Below are 25,503 nucleotides of genomic sequence, written 5' to 3'. Positions count from 1 at the left end.
TTTTAAGTTGCGCAGGCCGCCGCGTTCGGTAAGTTGATCTTGGTACACATGTTCGACACAGCACGGGGGTTCTGGTGGCGACCACAGTCGCGGCCGCACTGGCCGCTGAGCTCGGCCTGCGCACCGGCGCGGACCTGCGCCGCGCCGCCGCGGGCGGCGCCGGGGCCCGCACCGGGACCGCAGCCGCGCCCACGGATGCACCGGGCGCGGTCCGTCCCGCCGCCGGAGCGCCGACGGCGCCCGGGCACGGCGAGAGCCGCTCCGCGGCGCCCACTGGGCCCCCGAAGACCATCCTGCCCGTCACCCCCGACATTTCCGCCCTCCTCCCCCACGGCGGCCTCGCAACAGTGACCGCCATCACCGCCAACCGCCGCGGCGCGACCTCCCTCCTATGGCGCCTCCTGGCCGGCCCCACCGGCGCGGGAGCGTGGTGCGCGCTGGTGGGGATGCCGCGGGTGTATCCGCTCGCCGCGACCGCCGCCGGGGTGGACCTCGGGCGGGTCGCGCTGGTCGATCCGGGGGCGCGCGTCGCCGAGGCGGCCGGGGCGCTCGCCGAGGGGGTCGCCGCGATCGTCGTCCCCAGCGAGGGCCTGAGCCCCGCGCAGGCGCGGCGGCTCACCGCGCGCGCCCGCGGCAGCGGCGCCTCCATCGTGTGGTGGGAGACCCGGCCCGTGGCCGGGGCCGACGCGCGGCTGCACGTGTCCCGGGCCAGCTGGAACGGCCTGCGCGAGAACGCCGGGCGCCGCTGGGGCGCCGGGCGCATCAACGCGTGCGAGCTCGAAGTGGCCTCCCGCTGGCGCTCGGGCGGGCTGCGGCGGGCCTCGATCTGGCCGTACGGCGGCAGGCCGCCCGAGCGGGTCCTCGACCTGCGCGAGAACGCCGTGGAGACGCGCACCGGGAACCGGTTCGCCGCGGAGGAGGCGCGCGACGGCACCGGGAGGCGCATCGCCCCGCGGTACCCGGTGAGCACCGCGGGGTCCCGTACCGGCGGGGACCCCGTCGCCGGGGGCGGGCCGCGATGACCGCCCGCGTCCGGCGGGCCCCGGGCCGGGTCCTGGTGATGCGGCTGGTCGACTGGGACGGCGAGGACGGCGCCGCGTTCGAGCCGGTCCTGGAGGCCCTCGACCTGCTCACCCCGTACGTGGAGGTCCTGGAGCCCGGCCTCGCGGCCGTGCCGCTGCGCGCCGGGGCGGGCGACGAGTCGGCGTTCTGCGAGCGGCTCATCGACACCGTCGCGGGCCTGGTCGGGCACGACTGCCTCACCGGCGTGGCCGACGGCCTGTTCGCGGCGGTCCTGGCCGCGCAGGACGGCCGGATCGTGCCGCGCGGCGGCGACGCCGCGTTCCTCGCCGGACGGGACGTCACCGATCTGCGCTTCACCGGCCTCGTGGAGCCGGAGGACTGCGAGACGCTGCGGCACTTGGGGATCGACACGCTCGGGAAGTTCCGGGCGCTGCCGCCGCAGGCCGTGGCCGAGCGGTTCGGCGCGCCCGTGCGGCGGGCCCAGCTGCTCGCCGCCGGGCGCTTCTCCCGCCCGCTGGTCCCCCGCCCGGCCCTGCCCGAGCTCGCGGTCGCCGAGACCCCCGAGGACCCCTACGAGACCGTCGAGCACGCCGTGGTCGCCGCCCGGCCCCTCGCCGAGCGGCTCCTGCGCGTCCTCGACGAGCGCAACCTCACCTGCACCCGCGTCACCGTCACCGCCCGCACCGGCAGCGGCCTGGAGCGGCGCCGCACCTGGCAGGTCGACCCCGCGATCACCGCCGCCGACCTCTCCCGCCGCGTCCGCTGGCAGCTCGAAGGCTGGCTCGCCGCCGGGCCCCTCGTCCACGGCGGGGACGCTGCCGCGAACGCCGTCACCTCGCTCGAACTCGCCCCCGGCGGCCTGGTCGGCCTCGTCGCGGCCGGGCAGGGCCTGTGGGGCGCCAAGAGCGCCGCCGCCGTCAAGGCCGAGGCGGCGCTGCGGCACGCGCAGAGCCTGTTCGGCCCCGAGGCCGTGCGGATCGCGGGCCTGTCCGAGGGCCGCGACCTAGACGAGCGGTACGCCAGCGCCGCATGGGAGGTCGAGCCGGTCCCGGCGCCGCCGTCGGGGCCGTGGCCGGGCGGCCTGCCCGATCCGCTGCCGCAGTTGACGGGGGCCGGGGAGGACGTGGAGGTGCTCGATGCGGCGGGGGCGCCCGTGGCGGTCTCGTCCCGTGGGGACCTCTCGGCGACTCCGGCGCTGGTCGCGTTGGGGGGCAGGCGGATTCGGGTCGCGGCGTGGGCGGGTCCGTGGCCGGTGGCGGAGCGGTGGTGGAGTGCGGAGGCCCGCAGGTACGCGCGGCTCCAGGTGGAGCTGGCCGACGGGAGCGCGGCGCTGCTGGTGCGCGAGGACGGCCGGTGGCGGGTGGCGGGCTGGTATGACTGACTACGCGGAGCTGCACTGCCATTCGCACTACTCGTTCGCGGACGGCGCGGACTCCCCTGCGGCGCTGGTCGCGGAGGCGGAGCGGCTGGGGCTGCGGGGGCTCGCGATCACCGACCACGACGGCCTGTACGCGGTGTCGCAGTTCGCGACGGCCGCGAGGGGGCCGGAGCTGCCGACGGTGTTCGGGGCGGAGCTGGGGCTGGACATGCCGCGGGCGCGGCGGGGCCAGGCGGACCCGGCGGGGCGGCATCTGGTGGTCCTGGCGCGGGACCCCGAGGGGTACCGGCGGCTCTCGCGGGCGATCACGGTCGCGAAGCTCGACGGCGGCGAGAAGGACCTCCCGAAATACGGCCTTGAGTCGCTGGCCGAGAGTGCGGGCGGGCGGTGGCAGGTCCTGACCGGGTGCCGGAAGGGCCCGTTGAACGCGGCGCTGGACGCGGACGGGCCCGCCGCGGCGGAGCGGGAGCTGCGGCGGCTGGTGGACCTGTTCGGGGCCGGGAACGTGGCGGTGGAGCTGACCTGCCACGACCTGCCGGGGGACGTCGAGCGGATGGAGGCCCTGGCGGCGGTGGCGCGGCGGTGCCGGGTCCCGGTGGTGGCGACGAACAACGCGCATTTCGCGGCTCCGGCGCGGGCGAAGGCCGCGGCGGCGCTGGCGGCGATCCGGGCGCGGACGACGCTGGAGCAGGTCGACCCGTTCCTGCCCGCGAACGCGGGGGCGCATCTGCGCTCGGGCGAGGAGATGGCGCTGCGGTTCGCGGACTTCCCGGAGGCGGTGGAGGAGTCGGTGCGGATCGCCGGGGAGTGCGCGTTCGACCTGGAGCTGCTGAAGCCGCAGCTGCCGCACTTCCCGGTCCCCGAGGGGTACGACGACTTCTCGCACCTGGCCGAGTTGACGTTGCGGGGGGCGCTGAAGCGGTACGGGCCGCGGGCCGGGGCGGTGGACCAGTGGGATCAGCTCGACAAGGAGCTGCGGGTGATCCGGCGGTTGAAGTTCAGCGGGTACTTCCTGATCGTGGCGGACATCGTCGACTTCTGCGAGCGCAGCGACATCCTGTGCCAGGGCAGGGGGTCGGCGGCGAACAGCGCGGTCTGCTACGCGCTCGGGGTGACCAGTGTGGACCCGGTGGAGTTCGGGCTGCTGTTCGAGCGGTTCCTGTCGGACGAGCGGACCGGGCCGCCGGACATCGACATCGACATCGAGTCGGGCCGCCGGGAGGAGGTCATCCAGTACGTCTACGGGAAGTACGGGCGGGACCGGGCGGCGCTGGTGGCGAACGTGGTGACGTACCGGCCGCGGTCGGCGGTGCGGGACGCGGCGAAGGCCCTGGGGTACGGGCACGACCAGGCGGTGGCGTGGTCGAAGCGGCTGCACCGGTGGAGCGGGATCGACCCCGGCGAGGCCCAGGGGATTCCGGCGGACGTGCAGGCGCTCGCGGGCGAGCTGCGGGACCTGCCGCAGCACCTGGGGATCCACCCTGGCGGGATGGTGCTCACCGAGGAGCCGGTGAGCCAGGTCGTGCCGGTGGAGCCGGCGCGCATGAAGGACCGGACGGTCCTCCAGTGGGACAAGGAGGACTGCGCCGACGCGCATCTGGTGAAGTTCGACCTGCTGGGCCTGGGGATGCTGGAGGCGCTGCACCGCATGTCCGACCTGGTGCGGGACTTCCACGGGCGGGTGGTGCGCCTGTGGCAGCTGCCGCCGGACGAGCCCGAGGTCTACGAGATGCTGTGCCGGGCCGACACGGTGGGCGTGTTCCAGGTGGAGTCGCGGGCGCAGATGGCGACGCTGCCGCGCCTGCGCCCCAGGAGGTTCAAGGACCTCGTCGCGGAGGTGGCGCTCATCCGGCCGGGGCCGATCCAGGGCGGGGCGGTGCACCCGTACCTGCGGCGGCGGCACGGCGAGCCGTGGGAGCACCTGGTCCACCCGCGTCTCATGCCCGCGTTGAAGAAGACGTACGGGGTGCCGCTGTTCCAGGAGCAGCTCATGCAGGTCGCGATCGACGCGGCGGGGTTCAACGGCGGGGAGGCCGACCAGCTGCGGCGGGCCATGGGCGCGAAGCGGTCCGCGGCGCGGATGGAGGAGTTGAAGGAGCGGCTGTACGCGGGGATGGAGGAGCGCGGCATCGTCGGGGCGCAGGCGGACCAGATCTACGACCAGCTCAAGTCGTTCGCGGACTTCGGGTTCCCCGAGTCGCACGCGGCGTCGTTCGCGCACCTGGTGTATTCGTCGGCGTGGCTGAAGTGCCACTATCCGGCGGCGTTCTACGCGGGGCTGCTGGCGAGTCAGCCGATGGGGTTCTACTCGCCCGCGTCGCTGATCGCCGATGCGCAGCGGCACGGGATCGAGGTGCTGGCGCCGGATGTGAACGCGAGCGGGGAGGTGGCCTCGCTCGTGGCGACGGCGAGGGAGCGCGAGGCGCCGCTGCACGGGGTGGCGGACGTGCGGTTGGGGCTGGACAACGTCAAGGGGCTCGGGGGCGAGGCGGGGCGGCGGATCGCGGCGGCGCGGGAGGCGGGGCCGTTCGGGTCGCTGGCGGATCTGGCGCGGCGGGCGGGGATCGACCGGGCGCGGATGGAGAAGCTGGCGGTGGCCGGGGCGCTGGGGAGCCTGGAGGGGGACCGGCGGAAGGCGCTGTGGGCGGCGGGGACGGTGGACGAGCGGCCGGGGACGATCCCGGGGACCGGGCCCGCGGCGCCGCCGCCGACGCTGCCGGGGATGAGCGCGGCCGAGCTGGCGCGCGCGGACTACACGGGGCTGGGGCTGTCGGTGGAGACGCACCCGATGGAGCTGGTGCGGGCGGGGCTGGACGCCGAGGGCGTGCTCACCGCGAGGCGGCTGCCGCACATGAAGGACGGGAAGCGGGTGGAGATCGCCGGGATCGTGACGCACCGCCAGCGCCCGTCGACGGCGAAGGGGGTGACGTTCCTGAGCCTGGAGGACGAGACGGGGATCGCGAACGTGGTGTGCTCGCAGGGGTTGTGGAAGCGGTGGCAGTCGGTGGCGACGGTGGCGAAGGCGCTGCGGATCAGGGGGACGGTGGAGAAGGCCGTGGACGCGCATGCGAGCGCGATGCCGATGGTGGTGGCGTACAAGCTGGTCGAGCTGGATCTGAACAGTCCGGCGGCGCCGTCGCGGGATTTCAGGTGAGGGGTCAGAAGTGGGTGGCGACGCCGAACTTCTCGCGGAGGCGGGCCATGTCGTGGAGGTCGCGGGCGGCTTGGAGGGCGGAGCCGTCGGGGGCGAAGCGGAGGGGGTGGCAGTCGATCTCGGCACCGTCCGGTCCGGTCATGACGAACCGGACCGGACGCGGGGCTGCCGGTCAGCCCGCGGCGATGCGCATGTAGTCGCTGCCGAAGGCGTCGTCGACCTCGGTGGGGTCGAGGCCGTAGCCGAGGAGGGAGTGCTCGTGGCGGCGGACGCCGTCGCGGCCGCCGCCTTGGCCGGTGCGGGTGAGGTGCTCGTCGAGGCGGGCCTCGTCGTCGGGGCCCCAGGGGAGGTCGAGCTGGCGGAACAGCTCGGGGACGGCGTTGTGGGGGGAGCCGGTGAGGCGGTGGTACTTGACGTCGATGAAGCGGCCGGGGCGGGCGTTCTCGGCGCGGACGCGGCGGCACTGGTCCATGCCGGTGGCGAGTTCGTGGAGCCACTGGCGGCCGATGGCCTTGGGGTCGACGGCGCCGCGCTTGAGGTGGATGCTGTAGAGGCTCTCCACCATGGAGCACAGCGAGGACATGACGGTGTTGGGGTCGCGGTGGGTGAGGACGATCTGGGCGTCGGGGAAGACGCGGAGGATCGAGTCGAGGTTGAAGATGTTCCCGGGGTGCTTGAGGACCCAGCGCTGCTTGGGGCGTCCGGCCTGGAGGACCTGGAGGGCGTCGCGCACGAACCGGAAGTCGGTGTCGCGGTCGTACTTGGTGCGGTACCAGTCGAGGTAGCCGGGGAGGGGGGCGACGGTGGTGTGGAACGTGGCGTGGAACTTGAGCCAGTAGTCCTCTTCGGGCCATTCGGCGTTGGTGGGGTGGATGTGCTGCCAGGTCTTGGACATGAGGAGGGTCATGTCGAGGCGCTTCTGGGTCTTGCGGATGCGCCGCTGGCGCTCTTCGGCGTCGGGTTCGAGGCCGAGGTAGTACATCTCCCACAGTTCGGGCGCGCGGGCGTGGTCCGATCCGGCGATGATGTGCTGGGTGAGGGTGGTGGCGGTGCGGGGCAGGCCGAGGACGAAGATGGGGCGCTCGACGACCTCGTCGCGGACCTGCGGGTGCTGGGCCTGAAGGCGGCGGACGGTGAGCAGGTTGGAGATGCGGGCCTCGACCATGTCCTTCGCGGAGCGCCAGCCGACGCCGGAGAGGGCGGGGGTGGCGGCCCAGCAGTGGAGGAGGAACCGCAGGCTCTCCAGGATCTCGGCGTCCTCGTCGGTGAGGACGAGGTCGGTGGTGCCGGAGTCCTTGCGGGCCTTGGCGGTCATCTTGTCGAAGAGGGCGTCCACTTTGGCGTTGCTGCGTGATTCGGCGCGGCGCTGGCCTTCCATGAGGACGTTGATGACGCCGAGCATCGGTGTGGTGCGCTGCAAGTGAGGTCTCCTTACGGGGGTCGGGGACGCCCAGGGCGCGGGGTGCGACCGTTATGGGCGGGGCGGTGGTGGTTTCTGCCGCCCCTCGGTGCGCCACACGATACGCCGCCGTCCCGGGCCCCGGCTTTCAGGTTCGCCGGGGACCGGCTGCACCGCAATGCATCACGTCGTGGCTCAGGCGTCGCCGAGGTCGTGCAGGGCCTGGCGGGCCTCGGCGGCGACCTGGGCGCGGAAGCCGTCGGCGCCGAGGCCGAGGACCGCTTCGAGGGCGAGGCGGTGGGCGGCGGCAAGCGCGTCGGCGGCGGGGGCGGGGATGTCGGGGACGACGCCGGTGCCCTCCCAGTTGCGGCCGGTGAGGGGGCTGACGGAGCGGGCGGTGGGGATGGTGACTTCGAGGTGGGTGTCCACTTTGAAGCCTTGGCGGGGGTGGGCGCCGCCGCGGGTGGTCTCGCCGACGAGGACGGCGCGGCCCTGCTCCTGGAGGTCGAAGCTCAGGGCCTCGCCGCCGGAGAACGTGGTGGCGCTGGTGAGGACCCACAGGGGCTTGTCGGGGCCGAACCTGGGGCCGGGGACGGGGAACGTCCACGCCTGCTTGAAGTCGGCGGGGTCGCGGTGGGCCATGCCGGAGAGCTGCACGGGTTCGTGGCCGACGAGGAAGCTGTGGGCGAGGGCGACCATGTCCGGGTCGCCGCCGAGGCATTCGCGCAGGTCGATGATGAGGGCGTCGGCGGCGGCGAGGAGGTGCATGGCGGCGGTGACGCGGTCGCCGGCGACGGCTGGCGGGAAGAACAGGGGCGCGATCTTGAGGAGGCCGACGTTGCCGGGGAGGCGGGCGGCGTTCGCGACGCCGCCGCAGGTGAGGTCGGCCCACTCCCCCATCTGCCGCATCTGGGTCTCCTCGTCGTCGTGGGTCTCCTCAAGGGGGGCCTCGCTGTGTTTCAGGCGCAGGTGGAGGTCGCCGTTGGCGGACTGGAGGTCGGCGGTGACGAGCTCGGCGAGGCGGGCCTGGTCGGCGCCGTCGTAGCGGCCCGCGGCGTCGGCGGCGGCGAGGGTCTTGGCGAGCTCGGCGGCGGTGTCGGGGAAGACGTAGTGCTCCAGGAGCAGGTCGGTGAGGCGCGGGATCAGGGTCATGGGGTCCTCCAATGGGTTCTCGTCTAGTAGTGAACCACCGATTTGACAAAGTGTCCAGCATTCTGGACACTTGATTCATGGACGCACCAGAGGAATCGATGACCCTGTCGACGCCGGGCCAGTACCGGGCGCTGGCGCACCCGCTGCGCCACCGGCTGCTGTTCGCCCTCGGGCAGGAGCCCGCGACGCTGAGCGGGCTCGCGGCGGAGCTGGGCATCAGCAAGGGCAGCGCCGGGCACCACCTGAAGATCCTGGTGGAGGCCGGACTGGTGCGGCTCGCGCATACGAGCCGGGTCCGCGGCGGCACCGAGCAGTACTACGCGCGGGCGGCCCGCAAGTACAAGTACGACACCAGCGGCGAGGGCACCCGGGCCGCACTCGGCGCCGTGGCCGACGAGCTGCTCACCGACCCGGGCGACCCGCTGATGGTCCTGCGGAACGTGCGCCTCACCGAGGAGCGGGCGAGGCGGCTGCGCGCGACGCTGGAGGAGCTGGTCGACGGGCTCGCCGACGACGGGGAGGGCGAGCGCCACGGCGTCCTCGTGGGGCTCTACCGGCCCGCGCCGCCCGCCTGAGGCAGTGAGATATTGACAGATATTAATAGTAAGGTTTACTGTCAATAACATGAGACGACCCACCGCCACACGACCACGCCTGTTCGCCTCCCTGCTCGCCGCCGCGGCCGTCGTGCTGGCCGGGGCGCTCACGGCCTCCCCGGCCCAGGCCGCCAACCTGCTCGCCGACCCCGGGTTCGAGTCCGGCTCGACCACATGGGCCTGCGACGCCGCGCAGGTCGTCGGCTCCTCCGTCAGGTCCGGGACGAAGGCCCTCCAGTCCACCGCCGGCGCCTCCTCGATCGGGAAGTGCACCGTCAGCGTTCCCGTGCAGCCGGGCACCTCCTACACCTTCAGCGCATGGGTGCGCGGGTCCTACGTGTACCTCGGGGCGACCGGCGCCGGGTCCACCTGGACCTCCTCCCCCGGCCAGTACACGCAGCTGACGACCGCGTTCACCACCGGCGCCTCCCAGACGAGCGCCGAGGTGTACGTCCACGGCTGGTACGGGCAGGGCGACTTCTGGATCGACGACGCGGTCCTCGACGGCCCGCCCGGCGAGGGCGACGGTGACGGCGATGGGGACGGTGACGGCGGCGAGGACCCGGGCACGCCTGATCCGCGGCTCGCCGACAATGCCCTCATCGGGTACCTGCACACCAGCTTCGCGAACGGCTCGGGCTACATCCGCCTCGACGACGTCCCGGCCGAGTGGGACGTGATCAACCTGGCGTTCGGCGAGCCGACCACCCCGACCTCCGGCGACATCCGGTTCTCGCTGTGCCCGGCCGCCGAGTGCCCGAACGTCGAGAGCAAGGCCGAGTTCATCGCCGCGGTCGACCGCAAGCAGGCCGAGGGCAAGCAGGTCCTGCTCTCCATCGGCGGGCAGAACGGGCAGGTCCAGTTGACCACGGCCGCCGCCCGCGACGCGTTCGTGAACTCCGTCAGCGCCGTCATCGACGAGTACGGGCTCGACGGCCTCGACGTCGACCTCGAGGGCCACTCCCTGTACTTCAACGCCGGGGACAGCGACTTCCGGAACCCGACCACGCCGGTCATCGTCAACCTCATCTCGGCCCTGAAGTCGCTCACCGCGAAGTACGGCGAGGACTTCACGCTCTCCATGGCGCCCGAGACGTTCTTCGTGCAGGTCGGCCACCAGTTCTACGGCGGCACCAGTGCCGGCGACAACCGCACCGGCTCCTACCTGCCGGTCATCCACGCCCTCCGTTCAGAGCTCGACGTGCTCCACGTGCAGGACTACAACTCCGGGCCCGTCATGGGCCTCGACGGGCAGTACCACAACATGGGCGGCGCGGACTTCCACATCGCCATGACCGACATGCTCAAGGCCGGGTTCCAGGTCGCGAACACCGGCCAGTTCTTCCCGGGCCTGCGGGAGGACCAGATCGCGTTCGGCCTCCCCGCGGCCGTGAGCGCCGGGAACGGGTACACGCCGCCCGCCCAGGTCCACCAGGCGCTCGACTGCCTCACGTCGGGCGCGAACTGCGGCGGGTACACGCTCCGCGGCGGGCCCTCGCCCGACCTGCGCGGGCTCATGACCTGGTCGATCAATTGGGACCGGTACTACGGCTGGGAGTTCATGGACAGCCACCGGCCGTACCTCGACGGCATGTAGGACAAGAGGAACCGGGCCCGGCCGCGCAGTGCGGCCGGGCCCGGTGGCGTCGTGCAGGAGCTAGTGCGCGGCGAGCGCGGGCTCCTGGCCGTCGACGACGGGCTTGCGGACCAGGAACGCCGCGGCCACGGCGATCACGGCCATCCCCGCGCCCCACAGGAACGCGGTGTGGATGCCGTCGGCCGTGGCGGTGATCGCCCCGGCCCCGGACTCCAGGCTCGCCTTCGTGCCGGTGGTCATCAGCGTGATGAACACGGCGGTGCCCGCGGCGCCCGCGACCTGCTGGAGCGTGGTGAGGACGGCGCTGCCGTGCGAGTACAGCTCCATCTTCAGCGACCCCAGCGAGGACGTCATGAGCGGCGTCATGAGCAGGCTCAGGCTCAGGCTCATGAGGACGTGGATGAGGACCACGAACCACACCGGGCTCGCCTGGTCGAGCAGCGTCAGCAGGGCGAGGGCCCCGAACACGCCGAACGAGCCGGGGATGACGAGCGGGCGCGGGCCCAGCTTGTCGTAGAGGCGGCCGACCGTCGGGCCGGTCAGGCCCATGGCGAGGCCGCCGGGCAGGACCACCAGGCCGGTCTGGAACGTGGTGAGCTCCAGGACGTTCTGGAGGTACATGGGCAGCAGGATGAGCGAGCCGAACAGCGCGGCCATGGAGACCAGCAGCATGACGACGCCGACGGTGAACGAGCGGCTGCGGAAGACGCGCAGGTCCAGCAGGGCCGAGTCGGTGCGCTGGAGGCGCAGCTGCCGGAGCACGAACAGCGCCAGGGCGACCGCCCCCGCGGTGATCGCCGCGTACGGCGGGACGGGCGTGTGGGCGCCGGCCGCGGCCTCGCCGATCGAGCTGAGGCCGTAGATGAGGCCGCCGAAGGCGACCGCGGACAGCAGCGCGGACAGGACGTCGAACTTCACCGGGCGGGTCTCGCCGAGGTTCTGGATCTTCAGGGCGCCCAGGACGAGGCCGAGGACGGCGATCGGCAGGACCGACAGGAACATCCAGTGCCAGGTGAGCTGGGAGAGGATGAACCCGGAGAACGTCGGGCCGATCGCGGGGGCGACGGCGATGACGATCGTGATGAAGCCGATGGTGCGCCCGCGCCGGTCGGCGGGGACGAACGTCATGACGGTGGTCATGAGCAGCGGCAGCATGACAGCGGTGCCGCTGGCCTGGATGACGCGGGCGGCCACGAGGACGCCGAAGACCGGTGCGGAGGCGGCGAGGACCGTGCCGACGGTGAACAGGGTCATCGCCGCGATGAACACGGTGCGCGTGGTGAACCGCTGGAGGATGAGCCCGGTCATGGGGATCACCACGGCCATGGTGAGCATGAACCCGGTGGTCAGCCACTGGACGGTGGCGGCGGTGAGGCTGAACTGCTCCATGAGCTCGGGGAGCGCGACGCCCATGATGGTCTCGTTGAGGATCATCACGAACGCGGCCACCAGGAGCACGCCGAGGACGAGTTTGATCTGGGCCGGGACCCCTTCGGAGGGGGCGGGTTCGGCGGCCTGCGCCGGTTCGGCCGGCGGCGTGTCGGCCGGTCGCTGGTCAACGCTCATTTCGGGGGATCCTTCGGGTGTTGTGGGCCGGTGCCGCCGGGTCCGCGCTGTGGTGACGACGCTGACGCACCGGATGTGTCAGTGACTGTCAATCATTGCAGTTGCTACCATCCGATCATGAGCGCCGGTGGAAGTCTGCGAGAAGTGTCACGCCGGGCCGTGCAGTCGCGGATCGCACGGGCCGCCGAGGAACTGTTCGTCGACAAGGGCTTCGAGGAGACGACGGTCGACGAGATCGCCGCGGCCGTCGGCATGTCGCAGCGGTCGTTCTTCCGGTACTTCTCCTCGAAGGACGAGGTCGTCCTCGACAGCCTGGAGCGGCTGGGAGAGGACCTCGCGGCCCGGCTGGCGGCGCGGCCCGCGGGCGAGCCCGAGTGGGACTCGCTGCGGCGCGCGTTCGACCCGGTCGTCGAGCGCTTCGGCGACCCAGTATCGCGCGACCACGACGCCGCGATCCAGCGAATTATCGACGGGAGCCCGCGGCTCCTCGCCTCGTACCTGTGCCGCCTGGAGCTGCTCCAGCGGATGCTCACGGATGCATTGACGAAGCGGGTCGGGGACGACGCGGACCCGGTGGTGCTGCGGGCGATGGTCGGCGGGGCGTTCGCGTGCCTGCACGCGGCGGCGTTCCCCAGCTGCGACCCCGACCAGTTCGCGCCGTGCCTGGACCGGACCATGGCCGCGCTGCGGCCGGTCGGGGCGCGCTGACCGAGGCGTTTGCGCCGAACGCCCGGTGCCGGGCCCCCGCGCGGTGGAAGATCCACTGTGACAAGGGGGCGCAGTGGACGAGCGGGCGGAACCGGAGACCGGGCGGCTGGAGCAGCTCGCGCGCACCCGGGCGTACCTGAGGCTGCTGCTGCTCGCGGGGCTCGTCGGCGTCCCCGTCTCGGCGGTCGCGTTCGCGTTCCTCGCACTGCTGTACCGCCTGACGGCCCTGGTGTGGGAGGACCTGCCCGCGGACTTCGGGCTCGACCCGGTGCCGTGGTGGTGGCCGGTCCCGTGGCTGCTGCTGGGCGGCCTGCTCACCGGCGCGGCGATCAAGTGGACGCCCGGCGCGGCCGGGCACCTGCCGATCAACGGGCTCTCCGCCGAGCCCGTGCGGCCCTCGTACCTGCCCGGCGTGCTCCTCGCCGCCGTCGGCGGCCTCCCGCTGGGCGTGGTCCTCGGCCCCGAGGCGCCGCTCATGGCCGTGGGCGCGGCGACCGCGCTCATACTCGCGCGCCGCACGCAGGGCACGCCCGCGGCGATGATCGTCGGCACCTCCGGTTCGGCCGCCGCGGTCGCCGTGATCTTCGGGAGCCCCCTGGTCGCGGCCGTGTTCATCCTGGAGGCCGCCGGGTTCGCGGGCCCGAAGCTGACCCGGCTGCTGCTGCCGTGCCTGCTGTCGGCGGGCGTGGGCGCGCTGATCTTCACCGGGCTCGGGTCGTGGACGGGCCTGCCGGTGTCCTCCCTGGAGCTGCCGGGCCTGCCGTCCGCGGGCCTGCACGTCACGGACCTGCTGTGGACGGTCCCGGCCGCGGTGCTCATCGCGGTCGGCGTCCGCGAGGTCCACACGCTGGGCAGGCGCCTCGCGCCGGTCGCGCAGCGGCGGCCGATGTCCATGGCGCTCACCGCGGTCGCGGTCACGGCCGCCTGCGCGGGCGCGTACTCGCTGCTCACCGGCCGCTCCCCCGTCGACGTGCTCCTGTCGGGGCAGGACTCGCTCGGGGAGCTGAGCGCCGACCCCGAGGGGCTCGGGATCGGCGTGCTCGTCGCGATCCTCGTCTTCAAGGGCGTCGCGTACGCGGTGTCGCTGGCGGCGCTGCGCGGCGGCCCGATCTTCCCGGGCCTGTTCCTCGGCGCGGCCGCGGGCGTCCTGCTCAGCGCCCTCCCCGGGTTCGGGGCGGTCCCGGCGCTGGCGGCCGGGATGGGCGCGGCGACCGTGGCGGTCCTGCCGCTGCCGGTGTCGGCGGCGATCCTGGTGACCCTGCTGCTCGGCGCCGACGCGGCGGCGATGGCCCCGGTCGTGCTCATCGCCGTGGTGGTCGCGTTCGTGACCGGCCGGGTCCTCGACCGGCCCCGCGATGCGGAGGTGCCGGAGGGGGCGCGGGCCGAGGGGGCGCCGTCGTGAGGCGGCTCCCGGCCGGGTGGCGGTACGCGATCGTGTGCGCCGCGCTCGGCGTCGCGTACGCGGTGGTGCCGATGCGGGCCGACGCCGACACGCTCGTGCTGGTGCTGCGGTGGACCGCCACCGCGGCCATGCTCGCGACGATCGCGCTGGTCGCCCGCTGGGAGGTGGTCCGGCAGCTCCGCGACCCGGCCGCGCCGCTGGGCGGGCTCCTCGTCGCCGTCCTCGGCGGGGTCCTCGTGTTCGCGCTCGCCGACTACGGCGTCGCGGTCCACCGGCCCGGCCAGTTCGCGGGGATCGCGACGCGGATCGACGCGCTCTACTTCGCGCTGAGCACGCTCCTCACCGTCGGGTTCGGCGACGTCCACGCCCAGGGCCAGATCGCGCGCGGCCTGGTCACGGTGCAGATGGCGTTCAACGTCACGGTGATCGCCGCGTCGGCGTCGCTCATGACCCGCAAGCTCACCCTGCGCGCCCGCCGTCACTCCAGCCGGTAGCCCACGCCCGGGGTCGGTCGCCGGGTGGCTGGCGGCGCGGCGCGCGGTGCCGGTCCGCGCGCCGCGGCCGGTCAGCGCCGGAGTGCTCGCACGGTGACCGCGGCGGCGACGAGTCCGGCGGCCACGAGCGCCGGGCCCGCCGGTCCGGCGGCGTCGTAGCCGATCCCGGCGAGGACCGGGCCGAGCATCGCGCCGACGTTGAGCGCGGCCGTCGCGTAGGACCCGCCCATGGTGGGCGCGTCCTGCGCGGCGGCCATGATCCGTCCGATGAGCGTGCTGCCCACCGCGAACGCCAGCGCGCCGAGGACGAACGCGAGGGGCCCAAGCGCGGCCGGGAGGAGCGCGAGGGCGAGCCATCCGGCCAGGAGCAGCGGCCCGCCCCAGGCGAGGAGGGCCTTCCAGCGGCGGTCGGCGAGGCGTCCGGCGGCGAGGACGCCGAGGAGCGCGCCGGTCCCGAACAGCGCCAGCACGAGCGGGACGTTCACGGCGGGCCGCGTCCCGAGGTAGGTGTAGGCGCCGAAGGTCGCGCCGTTGACGAGGACGCCGAGCGCGAGCACGTGGAGTACGTCGGGGCGTTTGAGGACCCGCAGCTCGGTGCGCAGGCCGACCGGTCCGGCGGCCGCGGGCCGGTCGGGGACGGCCAGCGCGACCGCGACGAGCGCGGGCGCGGCGAGGGCCGCGACGGCCCACAGGGTCGCCCGCCAGCCGAGGGCCTCGCCGAGGAGGGCGCCCGCGGGGACCCCGGCGACCAGGGCGAGCGTGGTGCCGCCCAAGAGGATCGAGAGGGCGCGGGCTCTGGTGTCGGCGGGGACGAGGAGCGCGACGGTGGCGAGGGCGACGGCGAGGAAGCCCGCGTTGGCCAGGGCCGCGACGGCGCGGGTGGCGAGGAGGAGGGCGAAGGAGTCGGTGAGGGCTCCGGCGGCGTGGGCGGCGATGAACAGGGCGAGGAACGCCGCGAGCGAGGCCCGCGGGGGCCAGCGGCGTCCGGCGGCGGCCATGAGCGGCGCGCCGAGGACCATGCCCGCGGCGAACGCGGAGGTCAGGAGCCCGGCGCGGGCGATGGTGAGGTGGAGTTCGGCGGCGATGTCGGGCAGGAGCCCGGCGAGCATGAACTCGGAGGAGCCTTGCGCGAACACGGCGACGGCAAGGGCGTACAGGACGAACGGCATGAGTGTGTGTCTCTCCGGAAGCGGCGGACGGTCGGCGGTGGACCGCCGCGGCCACTGGACGCGCGGAGAGGCGGCCCCGCTCTCGGAGCGGGGCTGGGGACTCGCACGGGCGTCAGGGCCGCCGGCGGTGCGGCGGCCCGGGTCTGGACGCTTCGGGCGAGGACATGGCGCGAAACGTATCACGGGACCCGGCAGGTCCCGCAACGCGTTTTCAGGCGAGGAGCGCGGCGTAGAGGGTGAGGCCGGGGCCGAAGGCGAGCATGACGACCGGGCCGTCCGGGGGCCCGTCCTTGAGGATCTCGTCCAGGACCAGGAGGACCGTGGCCGAGGAGCAGTTGCCGTGCTCGGCGAGGACCTTCCGGGACGGGTCGAGGGCGGTGGGGGCGAGGTCGAGTCCGGCGGCGACGGCGTCGAGGACGCGCGGCCCGCCGGGGTGGACGGCCCACGCGGCGACCTCGGAGCGGTCGAGGCCGTGGCGGGCGAGGAGGTCCTTCACGAGCGGGCCGACGTGCTCGCTCAGGGCCTCGGGGACCTCCGGTGAGAGGCCCATGCGGAAGCCGAGGTCGGTGACGCGCCAGGTCATGTGGCCGCGCCGGACGGTGTCGGTGCGGGCGGCGACGTCGACCACGCGCAGGCCCGGCCCGTCGCCGGGGCGCACCACGACCGCGGCGGCGGCGTCGCTGAACAGGGCGTGGACCACGGCCTGGTCGATGTCGCGGGTCGCGGGCTGCACGTGCAGCGAGGTGAGCTCGACGCACAGGAGCACGGCGGGCCGGTCGTGGGCGGCGGTGTAGTCGGCGACGGCCCCGAGCGCGGGGATCGCGGCGTGGCATCCCATGTGGCCCACCAGGAGCCGCCGGGCGTCGGCGCGCAGCGGCAGGGCCCCGGCGAGGTCGATGTCGGTGCCGGGCGTGCCGTAACCGGTGCAGGTGGCGACGGCGAGGAGCCCGATCTCGTCGGGGTCGGTGCCGGAGGCGGCGAGGGCCCGGCGGACGGCGCGCAGGCCGAGCGCGGGCGCGCGTTCGGCGTAGCGGCGCATGCGCTCCTCGGTGGACCAGTCCGCGGCGTCGGCGAGTTCGTAGGGCGGCGTGGCGGAGTGGCGGCGGGAGACGCCCGCGGTGTCGAACATGCGCGCGGCGACGCGGCTGCCGCCGAAGTGGCCGCGGAAGACGTTGTCCCACAGCCATTCCTGCGCGAACTGCGGCGGCAGGGCGGTGCCGATCCCGGCGATGCCGGCGGTCACCACCGCGGGACCGCGGTGTCGTGGTCGGGGTCGGCGCCGAGGGCCGCGGCGCCGAGCCAGTCGGCGCACACGTCCGAGGTGGCCGGCTGGAGGGCCCCGCAGCGGGCGTCCCGGTAGAGCCGTTCGAGCGGGTGCCCGCGGCGGGACGCGGAGGTCCCGGCGGCCTCCAGGAGCGAGGACGCGACCTGGAACGCGGTGTCCCCGGCGGTGAGCTTCGCGCGCCACACCCACCGGTTGGTGTCCTCCTCGCCCGGTGCGGCGTCGATGCGCCGGGCGGCCTCGGCGACCACGAGTTCGGCGGCGGCCACGGCGGCGTCGGCGCGGCCGATGCGCGAGCGCACCGGCGCGAGCGCGTCCAGACCGCGGCCCCTGACGTGCGCGGCGGCGGCGTCCACGGCGGCGTGGGCGACCCCGGTGTAGACCGCGGCGTAGGAGGCGACGAGCCACTGCGGCATCGCCTCGGCCAGGAGCAGCGCGAGGCCCTCGACGCCGCCGAGCAGCGCGTCCGCGCCGACCTCGACGTCGAAGTGGACGTCGTGGCTTCCCGTGGCCCGCATGCCGAGCGAGTCCCAGGTCTCCTCGACGCGGACGCCCTCGCCCGCGGGCACGAGGAAGTGCGACACGAGCGGCTCCTCGGCGTCGGCGTCGCGGGCGGTCACCAGGTAGGCGTCGGCGTGCCCGGCGCCGGACACGAACGCCTTCGCGCCGGTGATCCGGTAGCCGTTGTCGCTGCGGCGGTACGCGGTCGTGGTCTTCGAGAGCCGCGAGCCGCCGCCGCGCTCGCTCATCGCGACCCCGTAGAGGGCGCCGTCCGCGGCGGCGGCGAGGGCCTTGTCCCTGGCGGCGAAGAACGACTCGGGGGCGCCGAGGGCGCGCACCAGGTGCTCGGGGGTCTGCGCGAGCGCGCCGGTCACCGAGGCGTGCATGTTGAAGATGAGCGCCGTCGAGCCCGCGCCCCGCGCCAGCGCCGCGGCGACCGCGGCGTACTCGGCGAACGTGGCGCCGAAGCCGCCGAGCCGCGCGGGGACCATGAGCCCGGTCAGGCCCGCCTCCCGCAGCTCCGCGAAGTCGGCCTCGGGGAAGCGGCCCCGCTCGTCGTGGGCCGCGGCCCGGTCGGCGAACCGCGGGGCGAGCTCGCGCGCCAGCGCGAGCGCCTCGCCGCCCCTGGACTCGGTCGGTGCTGGCAATGCGCTCACTCCTCAGGCCGAAGGGACCCCAGTATGGAGGAGCAGGACGACGTCGACAAGGGCAACGAGGAGCACGGCGCGGAACGCGGCCCGCGAACCGGGCCTGCGCCCGAGGGCGAGTCCGGCGGCGAGGACGAGCGCGGCGAAGGGGACGGCGGCGAGGACCAGGGCCGAGGGCGGGCCGGGCGGCCCGAACGCGAGCAGGACCGAGGCGGCGAGGACCAGGGCCGCGGCCAGGAGTTGTGTGGCCAAGGGGCCCAGTCGGTGCGGGAGGCCGCGGACGCCGGTGGCGGCGTCGTCGGCGAGGTCGGGCAGGACGTTCACGAAGTGCGCGGCGCAGCCGAGGGCCGCGGCGGCGGCCATGAGCCACAGGGGCGGCCAGGGGGCGCCGGGCTGGCCGAGGGAGACGATCGCCGGGAGCATCCCGAAGGAGAACGCGAAGGGCGCCACCGAGAACGCGGTGGACTTGACGCCGAGGTCGTAGGCCCACGCGGAGGCGAGCGCCGCGAGGTGGGCGAGGGCCGCGGGGACGCCGGAGACGAGAGTGAGCAGGACCGCGGCGGGCGCGGCGAGCGCGATGGCCGCGGAGGCGATCGCCGGGTGGAGCTCCCCGGAGGCGAGGGGCTTCCCGGCGCGTTCGGCCTGCGCGTCGCGGGGGGCGTCCACGAGGTCGTTGAGCCAGCCGACGGACAGCTGGCCCAGCAGGATCGCGAACGCGATCGCGACGACGCCGGGCGCGGACCGGCCCGCGGAGGCGGCGAGGCCGGCGGTGACGAGGGTGACCGCGAGGGCCGGAAGCGGATGGGACGCAAGGACGAGCGCTCGGAGCATCGCCGCGGCCGTTGTCATCGGGTCAGTGTGCCACCCTGGCGGTATGGCACGCCAGACCCGAACCGCGAACGACCCGGCGCTCTACGACGACCTGGCCGGGGAGTGGTGGCGGCCGCGGGGCGTGTTCGCGGTGCTGCACTGGCTGGCGGCGGCCCGCGGGGCGCTGGTCCCGGCGGGGCGGCCGGGCGCGGTCCTGGTGGACCTGGGCTGCGGGGCGGGGCTGCTGGCGCCGCACGTGGACGGGTATGCCCATGTGGGCGTGGACCTCTCGCGTGAGTCGCTCGCGCTCGCACGGGAACGCGGAGTGCTGGCGGTGCGCGGGGACGCGGCGGCGGTGCCGCTGCCGGACGGGTGCGCCGACGTGGTGGTGGCCGGGGAGATCCTGGAGCACGTCCCGGACCTGGCGGCGGTGGTCGCGGAGGCGTGCCGACTGCTCAAGCCCGGCGGGCTGCTCGTGATCGACACGCTCGCGGCGACGGCGCTGTGCCGGTTCCTGGCGATCGGTGTGGCGGAGCGGATTCCGCGGATCGCGGTGCGCGGCGTCCACGACCCGGCGCTGCTGGTGGACCGCCGGGAACTGGTGCGCGAGTGCGCCAGGCACGGGGTCGAGCTGACGCTGCGCGGGATCGCGCCGCACCTGGGGGACGCGGCCCGGTGGCTCGCGCGGCGACGCGAGACCGTGCGGATGGTGCCGGTGGCGACGACCGCGGTCCTGTTCCAGGCGTGGGGCGTCAAAGGGCCCGCCGACCGCTAGCACATGGCGAGGCCGCTCCCGTCCCGGAGGCGGATGCGGGGCGCACGGGACCGGTCCGGGCGGGCCCGGACTACAGTGGCGGCCAACGGGAGGAGCACGCCATGCGCGAGCTGCGGGAACAGTCGGGGATCACCGTCGGGCACCTGGTCGACACCAGTTTCTTCACCGTGATCGTCTACTCGCGCGAGACCAAGCGCTTCGCGACCACCCTGGTCCCCTACCGGCGGCCCGCGTCAGGGGAAGAGATCGCCGAGATCCGCTGCGGCACCTGCGGCCGGGAGCTGCTCCTGCGCGTCCGCAGCGCCGCGGAGACGACGCGGGTCCGCAAGCGGCGCTTGACGATCGCGCTGGCCGGTCTCGCGCTCACGGCCGCAGCGGTGGTGTTCGGGTCCCTGGTCTACCTGCCGCTGGCCGAGCCGCTGGGGAAGGCCGTGCTCATCGCGTTCCTGGCCGGCCTGCCGGTCACCGGGATCGCCGGGTGGCTGTGGTGGAAGGAGGACGGGGTGCGCCTGCTCTCGGCGGGCGAGGGCGCCGACCGGGACCACTGGCGCCTCGACGGCGCGATGCCCTACCGGGCCGCACCCTGACCCGGGGACCACAGGCCCCGCGCGGTGCCCTCCTCGACGTGCCGCTCGTAGGCGACGACCTTGTGGTGCACCACGTCGAGGCAGGCTTCCAGCTCGGCGATCTTCGCCCGCACGTCGGCCTCGTGCTGCTTGAGGAGCTTGAGCCGCTCCGCCTCGTTGCCGGGCCCGGCCCCGACGAGCGCCGCGAACTCGCGGATGCCCGCGATCGGCATCCCGGAGTCGCGCAGCCGGTTGAGGAGCACCAGCCACTCCACGTCGGCCGCTGAGAAGACCCGGCGGCCGCCGCCCGAGCGCGGGATGTCGCGCAGGAACAGGCCCTCGCGCTCGAAGTAGCGGAGCGCGTGCACGCTCAGGCCGGTCGCCTCGGCGACCTCCCCGATCGAGAGCCCTTCGTCCATGCGGGCAAGCCTAGCGTGACCTCGGGTTCCGCCGGGGTTGAGCGATCCACCGGCCCTCACCTGTCGAAATGGTTTGTCGATCGGGCCGATCGGATGCAAGCTGGTGCGGTGCTCCGCCGCGGGCACCCCCCTGTGCCCACGACCGGATTGGACCGCCGTGACCGACTCCACCCTGCGCGAGCGCCGAGGACGCACCGACCCGGTGCTGGCCCACTGGCGCAACGCCGTGTTCACGATCTTCGCCCTCTCGGGCTTCGTGTTCGCGAACTGGGCGGCTCGGGTGCCGAACATCCGCGACATCCTCGGCGCGTCCACGCAGGAGATGGGCTTCCTCATCCTCGGCATGTCCGGCGGCGCGATCCTCGGGCTCGTCGCCTCCAGCCACGTCATCACCCACATCGGCGTGAACAAGGCGATCCGCTGGTTCCTCGCGGCCGCCGCGGTCGGCCTCATCGCCGCCGGTCTCATCGCCGGGTACGTCCCCGGCTTCTGGCTGCTGTTCGTGGCATTGATGGTCGCGGGCGCGGGCAACTCGGTGCTCGACGTGGCGATGAACGTCGCCGGGGCCGCCAACGAGCGGCGCATCGGCAAGACGCTGATGCCGATGTTCCACGCGGGGTTCAGCGTCGGCACCATGCTCGGCGCCGGGGTCGGCGCGCTCACCGAGCAGCTCGGCGTGCCCGTCGCCGCCCACCTCGGGGTCGTCGGCGCGGCCGTCATCGCCGTGGACCTCTGGGTGGTCCGCTACCTCCAGCCCGCCGAGGAGCCGCACGAGACCGAGGGCGAGCCCGCGGGCTGGCGGACCCGCCTGTCGGCGTGGACGGACCCGCGGATCATCCTCATCGGCTTCATCATCCTCGGCATGGCGTTCACCGAGGGCACCGCGAACGACTGGCTCGGCCTGGCGATGGTCGACGGCTACGGCCTGACCAACCCCGGCGGCGCGGCGGTCTTCGCCGTGTTCGTCACCGCGATGACCGCCGGGCGGCTCTTCGGCGGCGCGGCCCTCGACCGGTTCGGGCGCGTCCCGGTCCTGGCCGGTTCGGCGCTCCTGGCGCTCGCCGGGCTCCTGCTCGTCATCATCGGCCCCACCGCCCCGATCGCCATCGCGGGCGCGGTCCTGTGGGGCGTGGGCGCGTCCCTCGGCTTCCCCGTGGGCATGTCGGCCGCCGCCGACGACCCCCGCAGGGCCACCGCCAACGTCGCCGCCGTCGCCACCATCGGGTACATGGCCTTCCTCGTCGGCCCGCCGCTCATCGGCCTCCTCGGCGAGGAGGTCGGCCTGCGCAACGCCTTCCTGGTGGTCCTCGTCCTCGTCGCGGTCGCCGCCGTCTGCTCCCCCGCCGCCCGCAAGCCCAAGCACCTCGCCGAAGACGCCTAGGATCACCTGATGCTGCGACTCACCGACTTCATCATCGACTGCCCCGACCCGATGGCCCTCGCCGCGTTCTACGCCGCCGTGACCGGGCGCGAGGTCGCCGCGACCAGCCGCGAGGAGTGGGCGAGCGTCGTGTTCGGCGACATCGAGCTGGCGTGCTACAAGGTGGACGACTACACGCCGCCGAGCTGGCCCGGCGACGAGCACCCCAAGCAGTTCCACCTGGACTTCGAGGTGGACGAGTTCGCGCCCGAGCGCGAGCGGATCGAGGCGCTCGGCGCGGTCCACCTGAAGGACTTCGTCAACGACGAGGGCTACGGGTGGCAGGTGTACACCGACCCGGTCGGCCACCCGTTCTGCCTGTGCCGCAACCCCGGGTACGACTGGTCCGAGTGACCCGGGCGACCGATTCGCTCCTGATCGTCCGAGTCGTCCCTAGAATGGGCCCGGTGCACGGGTCCGTTCCGGCGGGGAGGCCGCCGGACGACCCTCATTTAGACTCTGTCTAAACTACGAGTAGTTTGTTGTTTAGACCTTGTAGGGGCCGCTCCGGCAGGGGTGCGGGGCTCCCCGGCGACACTGGAGGGAAAGCCATGTCCGACGACCACGAAGCCATCATCCACGACCCGGAGGCCGGCGCCGAGTCGAAGTGCCCGGTCGCGCACGGCCGCGCGCCGATCCCCGCGCAGGGCGGCGGCAACCGCGGCTGGTGGCCCGACCGGCTCAACCTGAAGCTGCTCGCCAAGAACCCGGCCGAGGCCAACCCGCTGGGCGCGGACTTCGACTACGGCAAGGCGTTCCTCTCGCTCGACCTCGACGCGGTCAAGGCCGACATCGAGCAGGTCCTGACGACCTCCCAGGACTGGTGGCCGGCCGACTTCGGGAACTACGGCCCGCTCATGATCCGCATGGCCTGGCACTCCGCGGGCACGTACCGCATCAGCGACGGCCGCGGCGGCGCGGGCGCCGGGCAGCAGCGGTTCGCGCCGCTCAACTCCTGGCCCGACAACGGCAACCTCGACAAGGCCCGCCGCCTCCTGTGGCCGGTCAAGCAGAAGTACGGCCAGAAGCTGTCCTGGGCCGACCTGATGATCCTCACCGGGAACGTGGCGCTGGAGAACATGGGCTTCCGCACCTTCGGCTTCGCGGGCGGCCGCGAGGACGTCTGGGAGCCGGACGAGGACGTCTACTGGGGCCCCGAGACCACCTGGCTGGGCGACGCCCGCTACAGCGGCGACCGCGAGCTGGAGAACCCGCTCGCCGCCGTCCAGATGGGCCTGATCTACGTCAACCCCGCGAGACCTTCGCGCGCATGGCGATGAACGACGAGGAGACCGTCGCGCTCATCGCGGGCGGCCACACCTTCGGCAAGACCCACGGCGCGGGCCCGGCCGAGAACGTCGGCCCCGAGCCCGAGGGCGCCCCGGTCGAGGAGCTGGGCCTGGGCTGGAAGAACGCCTACGGCACCGGCAAGGGCGGCGACGCGATCACCTCCGGCCTGGAGGGCATCTGGACCGACACGCCGACCCTGTGGGACAACAGCTTCTTCAAGATCCTGTTCGGCTACGAGTGGGAGCTGTTCAAGTCCCCCGCGGGCGCGCACCAGTGGCGCCCGAAGGACGGCGCGGGCGCCGGGACCGTCCCCGACGCGCACGACCCGTCCAAGTCGCACCAGCCGACCATGCTCACCACCGACCTGTCGCTGCGCTTCGACCCGGTCTACGAGCCGATCTCGCGCCGCTTCGCCGAGGACCAGGAGGCGTTCGCCGACGCGTTCGCCCGCGCCTGGTTCAAGCTGACGCACCGCGACATGGGCCCGAAGGTCCGCTACCTGGGCGCCGAGGTGCCCTCCGAGGACCTCATCTGGCAGGACCCGCTGCCGCAGGCCGAGGGCGAGCCGCTGTCGGCGGCCGACGTCGCCGACCTCGAAGCGAAGATCCTCGACTCGGGCCTGTCGGTGCAGCAGCTCGTGACCACCGCGTGGGCCGCGGCCTCCTCGTTCCGCGGCAGCGACAAGCGCGGCGGCGCCAACGGCGCCCGCATCCGCCTCCAGCCGCAGCGCGGCTGGACCGTGAACGAGCCCGACAAGCTCGGAATCGTCCTCGCGAAGCTCGAAGCGGTCAAGGCCGCGTTCGGCAAGCCGGTCTCGCTGGCCGACCTCATCGTCCTCGGCGGCACCGCCGCGGTCAAGAAGGCCGCCAAGGACGCCGGGTTCGACGTCGAGGCGCCGTTCGCGCCCGGCCGCGTGGACGCGAGCGAGGAGCAGACCGACGCCGACTCGTTCGCGCCGCTGGAGCCCACGGCCGACGGCTTCCGCAACTACCTCGGGAAGGGCCACCGCATCCCCGCGGAGTTCCTCCTCGTGGACAAGGCGAACCTGCTGACGCTGACCGCCCCGGAGATGACCGTCCTCGTCGGCGGCCTGCGCGTCCTGGGCGCGAACTTCGAGGACGCGAAGCACGGCGTGCTCACCGACCGCCCCGGGCAGCTCACCAACGACTTCTTCCGGAACCTCCTGGCTCCGGGCGTGACCTGGAAGACCGCCGACGACGGCGTCTACGAGGCCCACGACGACGCCACCGGCGCCGTGAAGTGGACGGGCACCCGCGTGGACCTGCTGTTCGGCTCCAACTCCGAGCTGCGGGCCCTCGCCGAGGTGTACGGCAGCGACGACGCCGCCGAGAAGTTCGCGCAGGACTTCGCGAACGCGTGGGTCAAGGTCATGAACCTCGACCGGTTCGACCTGCGGTAAGACGCAACGCGTAAAGCCGCCGGACCCCGAGGGTCCGGCGGCTTTCGCGTCGCCTCACTTGAGGTCGGCGCACCGTTCGCGAAGCTCCGGGGCGCCCTCGCCGCTCAGCTCGTCGAGGTAGGCGGTGCGCCCGGCCATCGCCATGACGAGGGCGAGGGTCGGGCCGGTGACGAGCGGGCCGTCCCCGGCCGCGAACGGACCGTCCGCGGCGTCGAGCCGCAGCCCCGCGGCGCGCTTGCCCGAGGGCACGGTCATGTTCGAGCGCTGGAAGTACACGGCCAGCGCGGTCAGCACCGGGACCGGGTGGTCGCGGCGGATGCCGAGGGGGCGGCGGATGTCCTCGCCATGGACGACGATCTCGCCGAGCACGGCGGGGACGGGGACCGGGTGCTTCGTGCTGGTGGCGGTCCGCGCGAACCGGTCGAGGGTCTCGGCGCCCGAGGCGCCCATGTGGCGGCGCAGCTGCATGTCGACCTGCTTGTCGAAGTCGAAGCGGCATTTGAAGACCCCGGCCATCCATGTGCTGAAGGTGAGGCTGGCGCCGGCGGTGAGGTGGGCGAGCACCTCGCGCACGGTGAGGCCCTCGCACAGCGAGGGCGCGGTCCAGTCCTCGAATCCGGCGAGGTCGGCCGCGAGGGCGTCGCGTTCGGCGAAGATCGCGTTCCAGAGCGCGGTCTTGGGCAGGTCGGTCACCTGGTCTCCTCTCTCCTTCCTCTCTGACGCGGCCGGGGGCGG

The 25,503-nt window shown here is 73.9% G+C and carries 21 protein-coding genes and 2 pseudogenes; 13 read left to right on the top strand and 10 right to left on the bottom strand.

Features of this window, described 5'->3' with window-relative positions:
- Window positions 1–74 precede the first annotated feature (74 nt).
- The 3 genes from imuA' to ACFFXY_RS22840 are packed head-to-tail and all read left to right on the top strand — an operon-like array spanning window position 75 to window position 5,555.
- Complete coding sequence (gene imuA', locus ACFFXY_RS22850; protein WP_382356166.1) at window positions 75–1,022, top strand: DnaE2-dependent mutagenesis accessory factor ImuA'; 948 nt, start codon at window positions 75–77, stop codon at window positions 1,020–1,022.
- On the top strand, window positions 1,019–2,404 hold the full coding sequence (locus tag ACFFXY_RS22845; protein WP_382356164.1) for a DNA polymerase Y family protein: 1,386 nt from the start codon (window positions 1,019–1,021) through the stop codon (window positions 2,402–2,404). Before imuA' ends, ACFFXY_RS22845 begins: the two co-directional genes overlap by 4 nt.
- Window positions 2,397–5,555, top strand: a complete 3,159-nt coding sequence (locus ACFFXY_RS22840) for an error-prone DNA polymerase (RefSeq protein WP_382356162.1) — start codon at window positions 2,397–2,399, stop codon at window positions 5,553–5,555. The genes ACFFXY_RS22845 and ACFFXY_RS22840 overlap by 8 nt, the downstream gene beginning before the upstream one ends.
- A 4-nt stretch (window positions 5,556–5,559) precedes the next feature.
- Here the strand turns inward: ACFFXY_RS22840 and ACFFXY_RS22835 are convergent.
- The 3 genes and pseudogenes from ACFFXY_RS22835 to ACFFXY_RS22825 form a co-directional block, all read right to left on the bottom strand.
- Window positions 5,560–5,703 (bottom strand): annotated as a pseudogene (locus tag ACFFXY_RS22835) (nucleotidyltransferase domain-containing protein); the annotation flags it as partial.
- 24 nt (window positions 5,704–5,727) lie between these two features.
- Window positions 5,728–6,975 carry a sulfotransferase family protein gene (locus ACFFXY_RS22830; RefSeq protein WP_382356160.1) on the bottom strand — a complete coding sequence of 416 codons (1,248 nt, stop codon included), beginning with the start codon at window positions 6,973–6,975 and terminating at the stop codon, window positions 5,728–5,730.
- A 174-nt stretch (window positions 6,976–7,149) separates the two neighbouring features.
- Window positions 7,150–8,106, bottom strand: a complete 957-nt coding sequence (locus ACFFXY_RS22825) for a S41 family peptidase (protein WP_382356158.1) — start codon at window positions 8,104–8,106, stop codon at window positions 7,150–7,152.
- Window positions 8,107–8,183: 77 nt separating this feature from the next.
- On the opposite strand from ACFFXY_RS22825, the gene ACFFXY_RS22820 reads away from it, so the two are divergent.
- Together ACFFXY_RS22820 and ACFFXY_RS22815 are read left to right on the top strand one after the other, a co-directional pair.
- Window positions 8,184–8,681: a helix-turn-helix domain-containing protein gene (locus ACFFXY_RS22820; RefSeq protein ID WP_382356156.1), complete on the top strand. Its 498-nt coding sequence runs from the start codon at window positions 8,184–8,186 to the stop codon at window positions 8,679–8,681.
- A gap of 49 nt (window positions 8,682–8,730) precedes the next feature.
- Complete coding sequence (locus ACFFXY_RS22815) at window positions 8,731–10,299, top strand: chitinase (RefSeq protein WP_382356154.1); 1,569 nt, start codon at window positions 8,731–8,733, stop codon at window positions 10,297–10,299.
- Between the two features lie 60 nt (window positions 10,300–10,359).
- Here the strand turns inward: ACFFXY_RS22815 and ACFFXY_RS22810 are convergent, their stop codons facing one another.
- Window positions 10,360–11,865, bottom strand: a complete 1,506-nt coding sequence (locus ACFFXY_RS22810) for an MDR family MFS transporter (RefSeq protein ID WP_382356152.1) — start codon at window positions 11,863–11,865, stop codon at window positions 10,360–10,362.
- A 117-nt stretch (window positions 11,866–11,982) separates the two neighbouring features.
- Between ACFFXY_RS22810 and ACFFXY_RS22805 the strand changes: the two genes are divergently transcribed.
- The 3 genes from ACFFXY_RS22805 to ACFFXY_RS22795 all read left to right on the top strand — a co-directional run bounded on the left by ACFFXY_RS22805 (window position 11,983) and on the right by ACFFXY_RS22795 (window position 14,469).
- Entirely contained in the window at window positions 11,983–12,573 is a 591-nt protein-coding gene (locus tag ACFFXY_RS22805) for a TetR/AcrR family transcriptional regulator (protein ID WP_382356150.1), read from the top strand.
- Between the two features lie 73 nt (window positions 12,574–12,646).
- Window positions 12,647–13,975 (top strand): chloride channel protein, encoded by a 1,329-nt coding sequence (locus ACFFXY_RS22800; RefSeq protein WP_382356148.1) that lies wholly within the window; start codon window positions 12,647–12,649, stop codon window positions 13,973–13,975.
- The gene (locus tag ACFFXY_RS22795) at window positions 13,972–14,469 is read left to right on the top strand and encodes a potassium channel family protein (RefSeq protein ID WP_382356146.1); all 498 of its coding nucleotides are present in this window, start codon (window positions 13,972–13,974) and stop codon (window positions 14,467–14,469) included. Before ACFFXY_RS22800 ends, ACFFXY_RS22795 begins: the two co-directional genes overlap by 4 nt.
- Before the next feature lie 71 nt (window positions 14,470–14,540).
- Here ACFFXY_RS22795 and ACFFXY_RS22790 read toward each other — a convergent pair whose 3' ends face one another.
- From ACFFXY_RS22790 to ACFFXY_RS22775, 4 genes are all read right to left on the bottom strand, one after another.
- Window positions 14,541–15,638 carry a Cmx/CmrA family chloramphenicol efflux MFS transporter gene (locus ACFFXY_RS22790; protein ID WP_382356144.1) on the bottom strand — a complete coding sequence of 366 codons (1,098 nt, stop codon included), beginning with the start codon at window positions 15,636–15,638 and terminating at the stop codon, window positions 14,541–14,543.
- 211 nt (window positions 15,639–15,849) lie between these two features.
- The gene (locus tag ACFFXY_RS22785; protein WP_382356142.1) at window positions 15,850–16,884 is read right to left on the bottom strand and encodes a type III polyketide synthase; all 1,035 of its coding nucleotides are present in this window, start codon (window positions 16,882–16,884) and stop codon (window positions 15,850–15,852) included.
- Complete coding sequence (locus ACFFXY_RS22780) at window positions 16,878–18,068, bottom strand: acyl-CoA dehydrogenase family protein (protein WP_382356140.1); 1,191 nt, start codon at window positions 18,066–18,068, stop codon at window positions 16,878–16,880. The genes ACFFXY_RS22785 and ACFFXY_RS22780 overlap by 7 nt, the downstream gene beginning before the upstream one ends.
- Window positions 18,069–18,080: 12 nt before the next feature.
- Window positions 18,081–18,917 (bottom strand): UbiA family prenyltransferase, encoded by an 837-nt coding sequence (locus ACFFXY_RS22775; protein ID WP_382356138.1) that lies wholly within the window; start codon window positions 18,915–18,917, stop codon window positions 18,081–18,083.
- A gap of 25 nt (window positions 18,918–18,942) precedes the next feature.
- Between ACFFXY_RS22775 and ACFFXY_RS22770 the strand changes: the two genes are divergently transcribed.
- Together ACFFXY_RS22770 and ACFFXY_RS22765 are read left to right on the top strand one after the other, a co-directional pair.
- On the top strand, window positions 18,943–19,653 hold the full coding sequence (locus ACFFXY_RS22770; RefSeq protein WP_382356136.1) for a methyltransferase domain-containing protein: 711 nt from the start codon (window positions 18,943–18,945) through the stop codon (window positions 19,651–19,653).
- Between the two features lie 101 nt (window positions 19,654–19,754).
- A complete protein-coding gene (locus tag ACFFXY_RS22765; protein ID WP_382356134.1) occupies window positions 19,755–20,240 on the top strand; it encodes a hypothetical protein in 486 nt (161 codons plus the stop codon).
- Here the strand turns inward: ACFFXY_RS22765 and ACFFXY_RS22760 are convergent.
- Window positions 20,222–20,638, bottom strand: coding sequence for a MerR family transcriptional regulator (locus ACFFXY_RS22760; protein ID WP_382356132.1), 417 nt, complete (start codon window positions 20,636–20,638; stop codon window positions 20,222–20,224). The two genes, ACFFXY_RS22765 and ACFFXY_RS22760, sit on opposite strands and share 19 nt — an antisense overlap.
- A gap of 157 nt (window positions 20,639–20,795) precedes the next feature.
- Here ACFFXY_RS22760 and ACFFXY_RS22755 point away from each other — a divergent pair, with 157 nt between their 5' ends.
- From ACFFXY_RS22755 to katG, 3 genes and pseudogenes are all read left to right on the top strand, one after another.
- On the top strand, window positions 20,796–22,019 hold the full coding sequence (locus tag ACFFXY_RS22755) for an MFS transporter (RefSeq protein WP_382356130.1): 1,224 nt from the start codon (window positions 20,796–20,798) through the stop codon (window positions 22,017–22,019).
- Window positions 22,020–22,028: 9 nt separating this feature from the next.
- Window positions 22,029–22,412 carry a VOC family protein gene (locus ACFFXY_RS22750; RefSeq protein WP_382356128.1) on the top strand — a complete coding sequence of 128 codons (384 nt, stop codon included), beginning with the start codon at window positions 22,029–22,031 and terminating at the stop codon, window positions 22,410–22,412.
- A 197-nt stretch (window positions 22,413–22,609) separates the two neighbouring features.
- Window positions 22,610–24,768, top strand: a pseudogene (gene katG, locus ACFFXY_RS22745) (catalase/peroxidase HPI).
- Between the two features lie 54 nt (window positions 24,769–24,822).
- Here the strand turns inward: katG and ACFFXY_RS22740 are convergent.
- Window positions 24,823–25,461, bottom strand: a complete 639-nt coding sequence (locus tag ACFFXY_RS22740; RefSeq protein WP_382356126.1) for a maleylpyruvate isomerase family mycothiol-dependent enzyme — start codon at window positions 25,459–25,461, stop codon at window positions 24,823–24,825.
- Window positions 25,462–25,503 lie beyond the last annotated feature (42 nt).

This window comes from Glycomyces mayteni (genome assembly GCF_042428885.1).
Taxonomy (GTDB): Bacteria; Actinomycetota; Actinomycetes; order Mycobacteriales; family Micromonosporaceae; genus Glycomyces; species Glycomyces mayteni.
This window is presented reverse-complemented; position numbering and strand designations above follow the sequence as displayed.

What these genes read in the sequence shown, in the direction of transcription:
- ACFFXY_RS22845 (WP_382356164.1), top strand. Translation starts at nt 1,019, where the DNA reads ATGACCGCCCGCGTCCGGCGGGCCCCGGGCCGGGTCCTGGTGATGCGG.
- ACFFXY_RS22840 (WP_382356162.1), top strand. Translation starts at nt 2,397, where the DNA reads ATGACTGACTACGCGGAGCTGCACTGCCATTCGCACTACTCGTTCGCG.
- ACFFXY_RS22825 (WP_382356158.1), bottom strand. Translation starts at nt 8,106, where the DNA reads ATGACCCTGATCCCGCGCCTCACCGACCTGCTCCTGGAGCACTACGTC.
- ACFFXY_RS22820 (WP_382356156.1), top strand. Translation starts at nt 8,184, where the DNA reads ATGGACGCACCAGAGGAATCGATGACCCTGTCGACGCCGGGCCAGTAC.
- ACFFXY_RS22815 (WP_382356154.1), top strand. Translation starts at nt 8,731, where the DNA reads ATGAGACGACCCACCGCCACACGACCACGCCTGTTCGCCTCCCTGCTC.
- ACFFXY_RS22810 (WP_382356152.1), bottom strand. Translation starts at nt 11,865, where the DNA reads ATGAGCGTTGACCAGCGACCGGCCGACACGCCGCCGGCCGAACCGGCG.
- ACFFXY_RS22805 (WP_382356150.1), top strand. Translation starts at nt 11,983, where the DNA reads ATGAGCGCCGGTGGAAGTCTGCGAGAAGTGTCACGCCGGGCCGTGCAG.
- ACFFXY_RS22790 (WP_382356144.1), bottom strand. Translation starts at nt 15,638, where the DNA reads ATGCCGTTCGTCCTGTACGCCCTTGCCGTCGCCGTGTTCGCGCAAGGC.
- ACFFXY_RS22775 (WP_382356138.1), bottom strand. Translation starts at nt 18,917, where the DNA reads ATGACAACGGCCGCGGCGATGCTCCGAGCGCTCGTCCTTGCGTCCCAT.
- ACFFXY_RS22770 (WP_382356136.1), top strand. Translation starts at nt 18,943, where the DNA reads ATGGCACGCCAGACCCGAACCGCGAACGACCCGGCGCTCTACGACGAC.
- ACFFXY_RS22765 (WP_382356134.1), top strand. Translation starts at nt 19,755, where the DNA reads ATGCGCGAGCTGCGGGAACAGTCGGGGATCACCGTCGGGCACCTGGTC.
- ACFFXY_RS22760 (WP_382356132.1), bottom strand. Translation starts at nt 20,638, where the DNA reads ATGGACGAAGGGCTCTCGATCGGGGAGGTCGCCGAGGCGACCGGCCTG.
- ACFFXY_RS22750 (WP_382356128.1), top strand. Translation starts at nt 22,029, where the DNA reads ATGCTGCGACTCACCGACTTCATCATCGACTGCCCCGACCCGATGGCC.